13 protein-coding genes are annotated in these 16,107 nt (G+C 27.8%); 10 read left to right on the forward strand and 3 right to left on the reverse strand.

The genetic code is table 11. The annotated features are described in order from the left end of the window. Positions 1-38: 38 nt before the first annotated feature. The 3 genes from AMO19_RS01065 to AMO19_RS01075 all read left to right on the forward strand — a co-directional run bounded on the left by AMO19_RS01065 (position 39) and on the right by AMO19_RS01075 (position 3,489). Positions 39-1,202 carry a glycosyltransferase gene (locus AMO19_RS01065; RefSeq protein ID WP_075506970.1) on the forward strand — a complete coding sequence of 388 codons (1,164 nt, stop codon included), beginning with the start codon at positions 39-41 and terminating at the stop codon, positions 1,200-1,202. Between the two features lie 87 nt (positions 1,203-1,289). Continuing rightward, positions 1,290-1,910 (forward strand): sugar transferase, encoded by a 621-nt coding sequence (locus AMO19_RS01070; protein ID WP_075506971.1) that lies wholly within the window; start codon positions 1,290-1,292, stop codon positions 1,908-1,910. A 148-nt stretch (positions 1,911-2,058) separates the two neighbouring features. Then, positions 2,059-3,489, forward strand: coding sequence for a nucleotide sugar dehydrogenase (locus tag AMO19_RS01075; RefSeq protein WP_075506972.1), 1,431 nt, complete (start codon positions 2,059-2,061; stop codon positions 3,487-3,489). 17 nt (positions 3,490-3,506) lie between these two features. On the opposite strand, the gene AMO19_RS01080 is transcribed toward AMO19_RS01075, so the two are convergent. Continuing rightward, complete coding sequence (locus tag AMO19_RS01080; protein ID WP_075506973.1) at positions 3,507-4,961, reverse strand: mannose-1-phosphate guanylyltransferase/mannose-6-phosphate isomerase; 1,455 nt, start codon at positions 4,959-4,961, stop codon at positions 3,507-3,509. A gap of 90 nt (positions 4,962-5,051) precedes the next feature. Between AMO19_RS01080 and AMO19_RS01085 the strand changes: the two genes are divergently transcribed. Then, positions 5,052-6,077 carry an NAD-dependent epimerase/dehydratase family protein gene (locus AMO19_RS01085; protein ID WP_075506974.1) on the forward strand — a complete coding sequence of 342 codons (1,026 nt, stop codon included), beginning with the start codon at positions 5,052-5,054 and terminating at the stop codon, positions 6,075-6,077. A 92-nt stretch (positions 6,078-6,169) separates the two neighbouring features. After that, positions 6,170-7,171, forward strand: a complete 1,002-nt coding sequence (locus tag AMO19_RS01090) for a GDP-L-fucose synthase family protein (RefSeq protein ID WP_075506975.1) — start codon at positions 6,170-6,172, stop codon at positions 7,169-7,171. A gap of 109 nt (positions 7,172-7,280) precedes the next feature. On the opposite strand, the gene galE is transcribed toward AMO19_RS01090, so the two are convergent. Then, positions 7,281-8,336 (reverse strand): UDP-glucose 4-epimerase GalE, encoded by a 1,056-nt coding sequence (galE, locus tag AMO19_RS01095; protein WP_075506976.1) that lies wholly within the window; start codon positions 8,334-8,336, stop codon positions 7,281-7,283. Between the two features lie 122 nt (positions 8,337-8,458). Continuing rightward, entirely contained in the window at positions 8,459-10,309 is a 1,851-nt protein-coding gene (locus tag AMO19_RS01100; protein WP_075506977.1) for a polysaccharide biosynthesis protein, read from the reverse strand. A 372-nt stretch (positions 10,310-10,681) separates the two neighbouring features. Between AMO19_RS01100 and AMO19_RS01105 the strand changes: the two genes are divergently transcribed. From AMO19_RS01105 to AMO19_RS01125, 5 genes are read left to right on the forward strand one after another with little or no spacing between them, the layout of a single operon-like run. Continuing rightward, positions 10,682-11,902 carry a polysaccharide biosynthesis/export family protein gene (locus AMO19_RS01105; protein WP_075507009.1) on the forward strand — a complete coding sequence of 407 codons (1,221 nt, stop codon included), beginning with the start codon at positions 10,682-10,684 and terminating at the stop codon, positions 11,900-11,902. 47 nt (positions 11,903-11,949) lie between these two features. Continuing rightward, positions 11,950-13,710 (forward strand): ABC transporter ATP-binding protein, encoded by a 1,761-nt coding sequence (locus AMO19_RS01110; RefSeq protein ID WP_082302690.1) that lies wholly within the window; start codon positions 11,950-11,952, stop codon positions 13,708-13,710. Positions 13,711-13,758: 48 nt separating this feature from the next. Continuing rightward, positions 13,759-14,418, forward strand: coding sequence for an alpha-1,2-fucosyltransferase (locus tag AMO19_RS01115; RefSeq protein WP_179850464.1), 660 nt, complete (start codon positions 13,759-13,761; stop codon positions 14,416-14,418). Then, the gene (locus AMO19_RS01120) at positions 14,415-15,230 is read left to right on the forward strand and encodes a hypothetical protein (protein ID WP_075506980.1); all 816 of its coding nucleotides are present in this window, start codon (positions 14,415-14,417) and stop codon (positions 15,228-15,230) included. The genes AMO19_RS01115 and AMO19_RS01120 overlap by 4 nt, the downstream gene beginning before the upstream one ends. A 14-nt stretch (positions 15,231-15,244) precedes the next feature. Continuing rightward, positions 15,245-16,105 carry a hypothetical protein gene (locus tag AMO19_RS01125; RefSeq protein ID WP_146255914.1) on the forward strand — a complete coding sequence of 287 codons (861 nt, stop codon included), beginning with the start codon at positions 15,245-15,247 and terminating at the stop codon, positions 16,103-16,105. Positions 16,106-16,107: the final 2 nt, after the last annotated feature.

Genomic DNA, 16,107 nt, shown 5'->3' on the forward strand with positions numbered 1-16,107 from the left:
ACTATTATTAGTAGAAATTATTTAACCTTTTCAAATTAATGTCCTCTACTTATAAAAAAAATGTAGCAATAATACATGATTGGTTTTCTGCAGAATTTACTGGGGGAGCGGAAAAAGTTTTTAAAGAAATAGAAGAAATCATAATTGAAAATAATTCATATTATGAGATTTACTGTTTGGTAAATCACTTAAATAAAAATCATAAATTCAATAAAGGAAAAATTATAAATACTTCTTTCATACAAAAATTACCATTTAGCAGAAAACATTTTCATAAGTATTTACCTCTTTTCCCTTTAGCAATTGAACAACTTGATCTTAGAAAATATGATTTAATTATAAGTTCAAGTCACGCTGTCGCAAAAGGCGTTATAACCTCTCCTGATCAACTACATATAAGTTATATTCATTCACCAATGCGCTATGCTTGGGACCAAATGAACGTATATCTAAATGATTCTTCATATAGGAAATTAGGTAAAAATATTTTATTAAGAATAATCCTTCAAGATTTGAGAAAGTGGGATTATTTGAGTAGCGTAAGGATTGATAAATTAGTATCTAACTCTAATTTTACCTCAAAAAGAATTAAAAAATATTGGGGAAGGAATTCAACAGTTATTCATCCTCCTGTTGACACAAAGAAATTCTCTCCAAAAAAATCAAGAGGTGATTTTTATTTGAGTGTATCTAGATTAGTCCCTAATAAAAGAATTGATTTATTAGTAAAAGCTTTTAACAAACTTAATTTTCCACTAATTATTGTTGGTAATGGTCCTGAGAAAAAGAAACTCATGAAAATCGCAAAAAAAAATATTATTTTCCTTAATTACCAAGACGATATTGCGGTAAGAAACCTTATGGAAACTTGTAGGGCTTTTGTCTATACAGGTACAGAAGATTTTGGAATAGCGCCTGTTGAAGCCATGGCTGCGGGATCACCAATAATTGCATTCAAAAAAGCTGGTATACTGGATACTGTTAGATGTATAAATTCGGATAATAAAAATCCAACTGGGATATTATTTAATGAGCAAAGCGATAAGGTCTTAATTGATTGCATTAACTTCTTTGAAGAAAAAAAACTTTGGTTAGAGTTTTCTAGCGAGGATATAAATTTATGGTCTCAAAATTTTAGCATTGATAATTTTAAAACTAAATTCTCTAATTTCATAAATAAATCTCTGGAAGATTTCAGATAAAAAAACTCTTTTTTTATTAACTAAATAATATAAAATCAATATTTAAACAATTCAACATTTATTATAAATAAAGTTTTTTGAAAATTTTTGAACTATAAAACTTTAAAAAGATTTTTAGATTTTTTATTTTCCTTTTTATTAATAATTTTTTTAAGCCCATTATTTTTAATAATTGGAATACTCATAAAAACTAGCTCAAAGGGTTCTATTTTTTATACACAAAAAAGAATTGGAAAGAATAATAATACTTTTTCTTGTTACAAATTCCGTACAATGTTTCCTCAATCAAAATACATTTTAAAAAATATTTTAATTAAAAATCCAGAATTGAAAAATGAATTTGCTGAGAAGAGAAAAATATTTAATGATCCTAGAATTACAAAGATTGGTAGATTTCTCAGATTTTCAAGTTTAGATGAATTACCTCAAATATTTAATGTATTAAAGGGAGATATGAGTTTTATAGGCCCAAGACCAATAGTAAAAAGTGAAATAAGAAAATACGGTAATTATTTCGATATTGCTTTCTCTGTTAGGCCAGGAATTTCAGGTCTATGGCAAGTTAGTGGAAGAAATAATCTTACCTATAAGAGAAGGGTGGAACTAGATATTTTTTATTCAGAAAATTTCAACTTTTTCTTAGACATAAAGATTTTTATTAAGACTTTTATTGTAATTCTATTTCCCTATGGGAAAGGGGCATATTAAAAAAATCAAGAAATAAATTTATACTGCCATATAAACTTTAGATAATAATTAAAATAAAATAATAAATCTTGTATTATTCAAGAGTTGTATAAATAACAAAAATTCTAAAATTTAAAAAAATTAAGGAATTCTGTTATAAAATTGCAAAATGTCTTTTTCTATTAAAAACATTTGTTGCATCGGCGCTGGTTTCGTTGGTGGGCCAACAATGGCATTAATGGCTGAAAAATGTAGAAATTTAATTTTTAATGTTGTTGATATCAACAAACAAAGAATTGCGGAATGGAATAATAAAGACTTTTCCAAATTACCTATTTATGAGCCTGGTTTAGAAGAAATAATAAAGAAAACCAGAAATAAAAATCTTTTTTTCTCCACAGAAATAGAAGATGCCATTAGATCCGCAGACCTAATATTTATTTCCGTAAATACTCCTACAAAAACAAACGGCCTTGGTGCAGGTAAATCTAGTGACTTAAAATGGGTTGAAGCAAGTGCAAGACAAGTAGCCAAATTTGCTGAAGGACATACAATAGTGGTTGAAAAGAGTACATTACCTGTAAGAACGGCTGAAGTAATAGAAAGCATCCTTAATTCAACTCTTTCTGGTTTAAATAAAGATAAAAAAACTTTTAGCGTATTGTCCAATCCTGAGTTTCTTGCAGAGGGCACTGCCATACAAGATTTAGAAAATCCAGATAGAGTTTTAATAGGTGGAGAAGATAAAGAAGCCATGCTTTTATTGAGTAAAATATATAAGAATTGGGTTCCAGATAATAAGATTCTTTTTACAAATATATGGAGTAGTGAACTTGCAAAACTAACTTCTAATGCTTTTCTAGCTCAACGAATTAGCTCAATAAACTCAATTAGCGCAATTTGCGAAGTTACAGGAGCAGATATTAGGGAAGTTTCTAGAGCTATTGGTCTAGATACTAGGATAGGATCTAAGTTTCTTGATTCTGGACCAGGTTTTGGAGGAAGTTGTTTTAAAAAAGATATATTAAATCTCGTTTATCTTGCAGAATATTTTGGTCTAGAGGAAGTAGCAAAATTTTGGGAAGAAGTCGTCCATATCAATATATGGAACCAAAAAAGGATTGCTAAAATTGTTGTTAAAAAACTTTTTGGGACTATTTCTCAGAAAAAAATAATAATATTAGGATTTGCTTTTAAAGCAAACACAAATGATACAAGAGAATCTTCAGCTATAAAAATTTGTAAAGATTTAATTGAGGAAGGTGCTGAACTGATAATCCATGACCCTAAAGTTAACCCAATACAAATTGAAGCTGACCTTAAAATTAAACCAAAGCCTTTAAATAATGAAGCTTCAAAAACTTTTTTAAATAGTAATTCAGGAAGTTGGAGATTTAGCAAAGATCTTAATATTTTTGATGGATCTCATGCGATTTTAGTTCTTACAGAGTGGGAAGAATATAAAAATATTGATTGGAATTATGTCGCAAAAAAAATGGTTAAGCCTGCATGGTTATTTGATACAAGATCTGTTGTTAATGTTGAGTTAGTTAAAAAATCAGGAATTAATTTATGGCTTATAGGAGATGGGGGGATATAATTTAATATTACTCTAACTTATCTACCATACTTATCTTCGAATCTTTTTATATCATCTTCGCCCAGATAACTACCACTTTGAATTTCTATTAAAGTTAATTTAAATTTAGTTGGATTTGAAAGTCTATGTTTAACTCCCAGGGGGATATATGCACTTTGATTTGGACCAATTATTTTTTCATTATTATCTATCAATATTTTGGCAGTACCGTTTACTACAACCCAATGTTCAGATCTATGAAAATGCATTTGAAGTGATAGAGAGGCTCCAGGATTAACCTCGATTTTCTTGATTTGCCAAGTCTCACCCTCTTCAATAGATAAAAATGATCCCCAAGGCCTATAAACAATTTTATGGTTTTGTGCTTCATTAAAACCCTTCTCATTCATTAAGGAAACTATATGTTTTACACTTTGAGAAGATTCCTTATTTGCAACTAAAACTGCATCTTTAGTTTCAACAATTACTATATTTTCTAAACCAATACTCACTACCAATTTTTCCTCACTCCTTATTAAGGATTCTTTAGTTTCTTTTGCTAATACTCTTCCTTTTAAATAATTTCCATTTTGATCTTTCTTAGACATTTTCCAAAGAGATCCCCAGCTGCCTACATCATCCCAACCACAATCAAGAGGAATTACGAAAGCTTTGCTCGTTTTTTCAAATACGGAAACATCAATAGAAATATTTTCACAATTTTTAAAAGCTTCTTCCTCAAGTCTTAAGAAATCAAAATCCCTTTTACTCTTTTCCAAACAAATTTGACAATTCTTTAGAATTTGTGGGGCAAAAATTTTGATCTCCTCAAGAATAGAAGTCGCTTTAAAAACAAACATTCCACTATTCCAATAATATTTTTTATCCTCAATAAAATGTTGAGCATTCTTCTCATTTGGTTTTTCTATAAACTTATCAACTTTACTAACAAAACATTTATTGGGATTTAGTTCATTCTCAGATTTTATATAACCATACCCAGTAGCAGGATATGTTGGTTTAACTCCAAAAATTATGAGATTATCATTGGATGCTTTCTCAATACTATTTTTAATTGCTAATTGAAAATTTTTTATATCTTTAATTTGATGATCAGAAGATAGTATTAAAAGTATAGGATCAATATTTGTATCTTTAAAAATATCTAGAACTTTTAAAGCCGCAATAGTAATAGCCGGCGTGGTATTTCTTCCTTCAGGTTCTAATAATATCTCTAATGGCTCAATGTTTATTTCTTTCATTTGATGCCCAACAATGAACCTATGTTCTTCGTTGCAAATTACAATTGGTCGACAAATATCTTCTAAATTATCTATTCTTTTATAAGTTTTTTGTAACATAGTATAACTGTCATCATTTAATAAATTCAAAAATTGTTTAGGAAAACTTTTTCTTGACAATGGCCAAAGTCTTGAGCCAGAGCCGCCAGCAAGTATTATTGGTACTATTTTTATTTTATTTTTAGAAAGCATTTTCTTTTTAGATTTATCTTAAGATATATCAAACTAACTTTCATTAATAACTAAATAAATTTAAATTATAGAAAAAAGTAATGTAGAAATATGTCTAATTTTATTGTAGTTACTGGAGCTGCAGGTTTTATTGGTTTTCATTTATGCAGGAGATTAATTTCAAGTGGGATTAACGTTGTAGGACTTGATAATATAAATGACTATTATGATAGTAGTCTAAAAGAAAAAAGATTAGAAATTTTAAACAAGATTTCTCTAAAAAAAAATACCTGGAAATTTATTAAAACTGACATAGCCAATAAAGATTCACTTTTAAAGATATTCGAAAAATATGTTCCCAAAACCGTAGTAAATCTTGCTGCACAGGCTGGTGTTAGATATTCGCTAGAAAACCCAAGTGCTTATATACATTCAAACATAATTGGTTTTTCGAATTTACTCGAGGTCTGCAAAATTTCAAAAGTAGAAAATCTTTTATATGCCAGCAGCAGCTCAGTATATGGAGGTAATACTAAAGTTCCTTTTTCAGAAGCAGATTCGGTTAATCATCCAATAAGTCTTTACGCGGCAACTAAAATTTCAAATGAACTTTTGGCTCATACTTACAGTCATTTATATGGTATCGCATGTACTGGATTGAGATTTTTTACAGTATATGGTCCTTGGGGCAGACCTGATATGGCTCCAATGATATTTACAAAAGCTATTCTCTCAAAGGAGTCAATTAGAATTTTTAATAATGGAAATATGTCAAGAAGTTTTACCTATATTGATGACATTATTGAAATTATTTGCAAATTATTAAAAAAACCAGCAACTCCAGATGATAAATTTGACAGAAATTTACCAAATCCCTCTAGCAGTTGGAATCCTCATAGAATTTTTAATTTAGGTAATGAAAACTCTATAAATCTTCTAGATTTTATTTATTGCTTAGAAGATGAATTAGGGATTGAAGCTCTAAAAGAATATGAGGAAATGCAATCTGGGGATGTCAAAAATACAGCCTCAGATTGTACTTCTCTAAGGGAATGGATTGGCCCAATTGATTATACTTCGTTAAATAAAGGTATTAAAGAATTTATAAAATGGTATAAAGATTATTATAAAAATTGATTTATTTTATTTAAACTCCAGAATTTTAAATATAATTAATTATCATTTAGTTTGAAATCTCATTAATAATAAAAAATTGCTTTAAGGAAAATATGAATAAAAAAATTGAAAAAAGCGAAAGAATTTTTATTGCAGGTGCTAATGGCATGGTAGGCAAATCAATAAAAAGAAGTCTAATAAAATTAGGTTATGGATTGAAAGAAAATAAGGGATCTCTTCTAACACCATCCCGAAAAGAATTAAATCTTTTAGATTACAAAGAAGTCCAAAATTGGTTTATTAAAAATAAACCTACCATAGTAATTTTAGCGGCCGCTAAAGTTGGTGGAATTCAAGCAAATAATTCTATGCCAGCTGATTTTATTCTTGAAAATTTAAAAATACAGAATAATGTAATTGAAAATTCCTGGAAAACTAATGTTAAAAGATTTCTCTTCTTAGGAAGTAGTTGTATTTATCCTAAATTTGCGAAACAACCTTTAAAAGAGGAGTACCTTTTAGATGGTCAACTAGAAAAAACTAATGAATGGTATGCAATTGCCAAAATAGCCGGACTCAAACTATGTAATGCTTTAAGAAATCAATACGGATTTGATGCTATTTCTCTAATGCCTACAAATCTTTATGGACCTGGGGATAATTATCATCCTGAAAATAGTCATGTAATGGCTGCGTTAATTTCCAAATTTTCTAAAGCAAGTTTAGAATCTAGCTCTTTTGTCGAATGCTGGGGATCAGGAACACCTCTTAGAGAATTCTTACATGTAGATGATCTAGGAGACGCTGCGGTATTTTGTTTAGAAAATTGGCACCCATCAAGTGTAAACTCACCAAAAGATGAATATGGAGTTGCATTAAATCATTTAAATATAGGCACTGGGAAAGATATATCTATTAGACAATTAGCAATTAAAATAGCAGAATTCTGTGAATTTAAAGGTGAAATAATATGGGATAAAACAAAGCCTGATGGGACCCCAAAAAAACAACTAGATATCTCAAAAATTAGTCAATTAGGTTGGAGTCCAAAAATTGAATTAGATGATGGTATTAAACAAACAATTCTTTTGTACAAAAAACTTATAAAAAATTAATTAACATTAAATTCTATATCTTAATAAGGTTTAGCTTTTAGCTAATTAAACATAAAAATAATGAAATAAGTCAAAATTGAATAATTAGTTAATTGATAAAAATTGAGAACTATTTAAACTTATTTTTGCTTGTAATTTTCCACTTCCATGCATCAATACACATATCATTAAGACTTTTTTGTGGTTTCCAATTTAATGTTGAAAGAGCCAAACGATTATCTGCAACTAAGTAAGGTGAATCTCCTTGTCTTCTAGATACAAATGAGTACTCAAATTCACATTTATTTACTTTCATAAACGTTTCTACTACTTCCAAAACACTTTTACCAATACCAGTTCCAATATTTAAATTAATAAAAACTGAAGACGAATTTAAAATAAAATTTAAAGCTGATATATGGGCTTCCGCCAGATCCATTACATGGATATAGTCTCTTATACATGTCCCATCATGGGTTGGCCAATCAGCTCCAAATATAGAAAGCTTTTTATATTCACCAGAGGCTACTTTTAGTAAAATTGGGAATAAATTATTTGGTTTTCCCTTAGGATTTTCCCCTAAAAGACCTGAAATATGCGCCCCTACAGGATTAAAATAACGCAAATTTATAATGTTCAAATCATTTTTTTTAGATTTTGCTAAGTCTTCAAGCATTTTTTCAATTGTTAATTTTGTTGTTCCATAAGGACTTATAGGACCTAAGTCTGAATTCTCAGTAAGTAATTCATTTATAGTTGGTCTATAAATTGTCGCGCTACTACTAAAAACAATATTCTTGCAATTATAAATTTGCATAGCTTCCAATAAATTTAAGGTGCCAACAACATTTGTTTCCCAATAAGTTAATGGTTCTTCTGTAGATTCATTCACAGATTTGAGCCCAGCAAGATGAATTACTGCTTCTATAGGTTTTTTATCATCTATAGCCTTTTTAAAAATATGCTTTAAGAATCTCTTGTTTTTTATATCTCCTTTAAAGAAAGTAATTCTATCTTCCAAAAAATTATTAGATAAATTGCAAATTTTTTTTATAGATAATAGATTATCTTCTGAACTATTTATTAAGGAGTCGATAATACAAATACTATAATTTTTTTCGATTAATGATACACAAATGTGGCTTCCTATAAATCCCAAACCTCCAGTAACTAATATTTTTTTCATTGAAAAATTAAATATATTCAGAATAGAGAGTAAACTAATTTAATTCTAAAAGAAATCTTCAATTAAAACTAATATTCAATAAGTTTTAATTGGTATAAACATTATTTCTGGGAAACTTGTTTTTATTTATTTATCGAATCTGGTATCCACTCTGGCACTAGCTCTTTCAATAAATTTAAGGATCTTTCTTTATCTATTCGTGCAATAGATTTTTCCATATCTATAAGTTTTTTCCATAAAATTTCAGGAGGAAAACTTCTTTCATTTGCTTTATAAATCAGAGGATGCAAGGTGCTTTCAGACTCAGCATCTATCAAAAGCTCTTCATATAATTTCTCACCTGGTCTTAAGCCAGAAATTGAAATTTCTATATCCCCATTTGGATTATCTTTATCCTTGACTGTTAAGCCTCTTAAGTGAATCATATTTTTTGCTAGATCTATAATTTTTATTGGCTCGCCCATATCTAAAAGAAAAATCTCACCGCCTTTAGATAATGCAGCTGATTGTATTACTAAATCAGCTGCTTCAGATATCGTCATGACATATCTAATTATATCGGGATGAGTAATAGTAATTGGACCCCCTTCTTTTATTTGCTTCTTAAATATTGGTACTACGGAACCCGACGAGCCAAGGACATTACCAAATCTAACTATAGAAAATTTTGTTTTAATAGATTTAGAAAAAACTTTTTCTCCTTCCGCAAAACATTGAAATATAATTTCTGATAATCTTTTTGAAGCTCCCATAACATTTGTGGGTCTTACAGCTTTATCAGTAGAGATTAAAATTGCTTTCTTTACCTTTGCATATTTAGATACTTTGCATATAACCTTTGTTGAAAAAACATTATTAAAAATCCCTACTAGAGGGTTCATTTCTACAATAGGCACATGTTTGTATGCAGCCGCATGAAATACTATATCAACATTATTTTCAATAAATATCTTTTTTACTAATTCTTCATTTGTAGCACTACCTAATTGACTAATAATTTTAATATCTTTACTCTTGTTAATTTTATTAACTTCATTAGATAATTCAAATAGTCTATGTTCATTATTATCAAAAATTACAAGCGCTTTTGGTTTTAATCCAAGAATTTTTCTACATAGCTCACTACCTATTGAACCTGCCCCTCCAGTTACACAAACCACCGAAGAATTTATACTTTTGTTTAACAGTTCAAAATCGGACTCAACCTTTTCTCTATAAATTAAATCTTCTACATCAATTGGACTTAAATAATCTATTTTTTCTCCAGATGCCAGTTCTTCAATTGAGGGGATCTGTAGTGTTGGTATATTGTATTTTCTTATCTCTTTTAAAAGATTTTTTCTTTTAATACCTTTCAAAGAGGGAATTGCCAACAAAATTTGATCAACATCATTTGAATTTTTTTCTAAAAATTTCCTTGTCCTTATTGGTATATTATGTAAAGTTCTTCCTTGTAAATATGGATCATCATCTATAAAAGCTATGACATCATACATTTTATTTATTGAGAGACTTAGTGATAACTGAATACCAGCAGAACCTGATCCATAAATTACAACTTTTTTTCCTGTAAAATTTCTTACTCGTAATTTTATTAAAATATCTCTCATTATAACTTTACTCATCACTACCAACCCTGAACTCAATATCCAATATAAAAATAGAAATTTGTATGAGAAAATATCATTTCCTGAAAAAACAAATAAAAGTATTGAAATGAATAAATTTCTTACCATTATTTGATAAAAAGAATTACTTCCTACGTATCTAGTTAATCCTTTATATTGGCCTGTACAGTTATAAACTACGGATGTAATAATTACGTTTAAAATAAATATTATTGGAAATCTTTCAAATATCAATCCCGAAGAATCATCGCCATTTAATATTGTATATGTTCCGAAAAGAGAAAAAGTTACAAGAAAAATATCTATTATAAAAATTAAAATTCTTCTATAGTTTTTCAATTTCATTAAAAAATTAATTAAATTAAAACATTTCTTAATAAAAAATTTTATTGTATTTTTTTATCTAAAAAATTACTGATGAATAAAAATTAATATACTTTAGGAAATTAATCAATTAAAAATATTTAATTTATTTTCATAAGAGAGTAAATAATTTTTAGAAATTTGGAATTATAAATTTTTGACATTAATAGAACTTAAATTAATACTAAAAGAGTGTTAAAAGATACATATCTCAAAATAAGCAATTTTAATTTTTAATAAAGTAGCCATTTTAAATATAGAATTTAGAAATGGATTTTTTGTTTAATAGTTTAGATTTTTGATCAAAAATATTTAAATAGTTTGGTAAAATATTACTAAATCTAAATGGAGCTAATGAATAAAAAGGGAGATATTAAATCAAAATTTATTTTTTATTTTCGAATTATTTCTTTTATTTTTTTATTTAATTGTGTCGAGGTCAATGCAAAACCTATATTTGAAGACAACAAAATTCAATTAAAAACCTCTTATCTAGAATCAAGACAAGAATTAAAAGATTATATTCTTGATACTGGTGATATTTTAAATATAGATTTTCCTAATTCACCAGAACTTTCGAAATCATTCAGAATCGACGAACAAGGTGAAATATATTTTCAACGAATAAAAGAAACTTATGTTAGGGGTCTAACCGTTAATGAACTGAGAGAATTACTAATCAAGAGATATGATGAATTTCTAATTAATCCAGAAATAAATATCACAATTAAAGTATTCAAGCCTATAAGAGTCGCTATAAATGGAGAGGTTAGGAATCCAGGGTTAATAAAATTCAATGCTTTTAGCGCATCAAATTTGGTAGAATTCAAAAAAAATAATTCATTCAGCAATTTGAATAGCTCTTCAGAATCTTATTCACAAGGTGAGCAGCTCAGTTTAAATAATCCAAACGGAATAGATCAAGATAGTTCTAACATCTCAGAAGTTAGAAGAAATACGGACTATGTAACGACAATTACAAATGCCATTAATAAAGCTGGTGGTTTAACTTCATACAGCGATTTAGGTAGAGTTGAAGTATTAAGAGATATTCCATTAGGTAAAGGTGGTGGGAAGAAAAAAGCAATTGTTAATTTGAATCCTGTATTAAACGGTATAGATTCAGAAATGGATTTAAGGCTTTTTGATGGTGATAAAATTTTTATACCTAGATTAAAAGAGAGAGACTTAAGCATAATCCCAAGATCAATACTCTCAGGTTTAACTCCCAAATTCATAAGTGTTAGTGTTACAGGTAAAATACAAACCCCTGGGACAGTAAGGATTCCTATAGAAGGATCAATGTCAGATATTATGAATATATCAGGGCCTAGAAAACCACTTTCAGGTAAAGTCTTTTTGATCAGATACGAAAAAGATGGCACTTTAATAAGAAGAAATATAAATTATTCAGCATCAGCCTTGCCAGGCTCGAAGAAGAATCCATTTTTAGTCGACGGTGATATTATTACAGTAAAAGAAAGTCTTTTTGGTAGATCTACTAGTGCTATTACCACCATAACTGAGCCATTTATTGGCATTTACGCCGCAAAAGAACTTATTGACTCCTTCTAATAATTGATTTACTCAAATCACTCAATTTTAAATAATCTTTTTTTAGTATGAATAGTAGTGCATATCTAATTAATAACGTCTGGAAAGTAATCCCTTCAAATCTGAAAAGAAGCACATATTTATTTTTTGTCATGCTTATGATATCTGGTGTTTTTGAACTTTTTACTTTAACTATACTTTTCCCTTTCTTACTTTTAATAACAAATAATGATGTAAATACAATTAAAATCCCATTCCTTGAATTAATAAATGAAAATCTTTTTGATAGTTCTTTTCAGTATAAAGATACATTAAATGTAATTTCCTTAATTCTTTTAGTAGTAATTATAGTTTCTGCGTTGTTTAGATTATTTACAATTTATGTTTTACACAATCAAGTAGCCAAGATTTCGACATACCTGAGTTCAGTAGGATTTAAAAATACATTATCTCAGAAATATAGTTACCATATAAAACAAAATAGTAGTTCAACAATATCCCTCTCAACGCATCAGGTAACTGAAGTCTATCAAGGTGTGACTTATTTTTTTCAATTCATTTATAACTTTGCTTTATGTTTTTGTATATTCATTAGTCTTTTAATTATTTCTCCGAAAGTTACTTTGATTTCTTTTTTATCATTATCAATTCTTTTCTTAATTATCTCAATGTTTATGAAACAAAGATTATTAGAAATCGGAAATATAGTTACAAAATCTAGCGAATTACAAGTCAAGTTAATGCAAGAATCACTAGGCTCTATTAAAAATATTATTGTTAATGATCTAATAAAAAAATACTCTGATGCCTATTCAAAAAAAGATTATTTAATTAGAAAAAAAACTGCCGTAGGTAATTTCCTTTCAGTCTTTCCAAGATACATTACAGAAAGTTTTATTTTGATCGTTGTTATTATTAGTATCTACTTTTTTAGTATTTCCGAAAGGATAGATACTTCAGTCTATGCTTTAGTTGGAACTTTTGCGTTAGCCATGCAAAAATTACTCCCAGCTTTACAGCAATCATATGGAGCATGGTCTAGCTTCAAAACAAAATCAAGAAGTATTAAAAATTTAATCAATAGAATTTATCTTAAAGTTGAAAAAGAAAATAAAGATAAGGAAAATTATCTTATACCATTGCATTTTAATAATGAAATCGAATTCAAGAATGTAAGTTATAGATATGACAATAAAAATTCCTATATTCTTAAAAACATTAATTTAAAAATTAAGAAGTTTTCTAAAATAGGATTAATAGGCGAAACAGGTTCAGGTAAAACTACTTTTGTAGATTTATTAGTTGGTTTGTTAACTCCTACCAATGGGGAAATTCTAGTTGATGGAGTAAATATTAATAACTCCACCAATATATTTTCTTGGTATAAAAAAGTTGCATACGTATCACAAAATATTTATCTAAGTGATTCTTCAATTCTCTCAAATATTACTTCAACTTTTGATGATGATTTTGATAAAAAAATAGATGAAAATTTAGTAATTTCAGCAGCTAAAAAAGCCTATATTCATAATTATATTAATAGTCTTCCTAACAAATACGAAACAAGAGTAGGAGAAAGAGGTTTGCAATTAAGTGGAGGTCAGATTCAAAGAATAGCTTTAGCTAGAGCAATTTTTAAAAAGGCAGAAATAATAGTTCTTGATGAGCCTACTAGTGCTTTAGATTCATCTACAGAAGAAATTTTAATGAAATCAATATATTCAAATTTCAAAAAAGCTACAATTATTATTATCGCTCATAGAACTTCTACACTTAACAATTGCGATATGATTTTTGAAATTAAGAACAAATCTTTTGGTGTAGTTTAATTCTTAATGCAAAGAGAAAAGCAAATTCAGTTTATAAAATTTAATTATATGAGGGCAGGATTAGGAAATAATTTATTAAGATTAATTGATTTAATAACTATTTATAAAGACAATATCAAAATTAAAATTAATACTAACAATATTAAAATATCTAGATTCTGTAAACCAAATATCCTAGGTTCCAAAGGTAAAAAGAATCGAAAAAGTTTGTTGTTGTCAGAGACTTTATTTCGTAAGGAAAAAATTGATCTGGATTTATATTTTAATACCGTAAAAACCCATACAACTAAAGAAGATATTCTTGGAATCCATTTTAGGGGTACAGATTTTGTAAAGTGGAAAAAACACTCTATAATTCCGCCAAGTTTCTTTTTAGATTCACTTGAACAATTTAATAATTATTCAAAAATTTATGTTGTGACTGACGATCCGACACACAATAATATTAAAGAATTAATGAGCTCTAATATATTCATAGGAAAATCAGTTTTTCTGTTCTCAAATTCCGAATATAGCGATTTTGCAATTCTTAGTAGAACAAATAAGATAATTGCAAGTCCATCAACATTTTCATTATGTGCTTCTATGTTTGGTCCAAAAGATATAGTTTATCCCAAAAAATATGCTACTTTAGAAAAAAATTCACCTTTTTGGACTAATTTGATTAATGGAGAAAAGCCTAACTATACTAATATTTTTTTAAAATGAAGATTTTCTTAAAATCTATCCTTACTAATCCAAATGAAATAATTTTTTTAGCATCACAATATCTTGAGTTGAAAGATTTGATTGATAAATTCATAATAATCGAGCCTGAGTTTACACACACAGGTAAATCGAGAAATATGGTCGGAATAGATAAATTACTTGAAATTTGTGATGATTTAAATCAAAAATTGGAATATATTCCATTACCATTCCTCAAGAATGTAATACATAATTCGAAGGACAGTCATCATAATCACAAAAATGAAATGATAACAAGAGGTTCATTTAAAGATTTTATAGATTTATCTCCAAGAGACATAGTGATTTCTACCGATGCTGATGAAATTTTATATGAAGATTATGTCAAAAGAGCTTTGAAAAGACTAAGAAATTCCCCCAATCCTTTTTACGCAGAAACACCATATCTGCATCAATTCATATATAAAGATAATTTTCTAGCTGCAAATTTTAGTTTCAGAGGGCCCTCTATCATAAGAGCAGCCAGATATATATTTTTTAATTATCCTAAACATTGGAGGTATTCAGGAAGAGTAATTAATGAATTAGGTGGGTGCCACTTTTCCTGGTGTATGCCTTTAGATAGTTTAATTGAAAAAGCTAGTATATCCGCCCATAAGCAATTATTTATTGAATCTTGCGAGTCATCAATTAGGCAAAGAATCTTAGATGATATTGAAGAAAAAGTTTACAGTTTTAGAAAAAATAAGCTCCATTTGCTGAATATCAATAACCCAGAGAAAATTTGGCCCCAAAAATATAGTATGGTAAAAAAAATAATGCCTTCTGAATAAATTCCTAACAGAGAATGATGAGATCAATAATAAATAAAAAATCTTTAAATAAAATAAAAATAATTAAACTTTTTTTCATCTCTATATTTTCGTTTTTATCTAATAGCAAATATGGTGGCAGTAAAAATGGTTTTGACTTGTGTATAACAACCCACGGAAATAGATTCAAATTTTTAGGTATCGCCTTAGATTCTTTTGCCAGAGAAGGTAAAAATTTCATTAAAAATATATATTTAACTGTTGATAATGAAGAAAATATTAACTGGTTTAAATTACTCATAATAAAAAAATTAAAAAAAAAGGGATGTAAAGTTATTAGAGGAAATGCATCAGGTCCACATTCGAAATATATTTATTATCTTCAACAAAAGTGGGACTATGAAAGCAGCTTTTTTATGATCGATGATGATGTAATATATGATCCTGATTTAGTAAAAAATTTATTTATTGAGTCTCAATATTATGATCATTCCATTTGTGCTAGAGGTTATAAATTAGTTCTTCACAAAAACAAATTAAAAGCTTACTCAACATGGAATATCTTAACTATTTCAGTTGAAGGTTATAGAGTTTTTCCAACAAATGTTGGTGGCTCAGTCATAAAAAAAGAATTTTCAAACCTTCTTTTAAAATATTATGAAAAGGCTCTAAAAGATTCCCCTTCTAATGATGATATTTGGTTTCATTGGCTTTCAGTTAAATATCAAAAACCATTCAAAAAAATACTTAATCAACATAGTAATCCCAGTATAATCCCATTTTCGCAGACAGAATCTTTAACTGATATAAATTCAACTTTGAATGATTTAGTCATAAAAAAAATTTATACAAAAGATATTTTGAATAAATTAAGATTCGATCCAAAGAGCACATAAAA

Origin of the sequence: Prochlorococcus marinus (genome assembly GCF_001180245.1) — a bacterium.
Classification (GTDB): domain Bacteria; phylum Cyanobacteriota; class Cyanobacteriia; order PCC-6307; family Cyanobiaceae; genus Prochlorococcus_A; species Prochlorococcus_A marinus_F.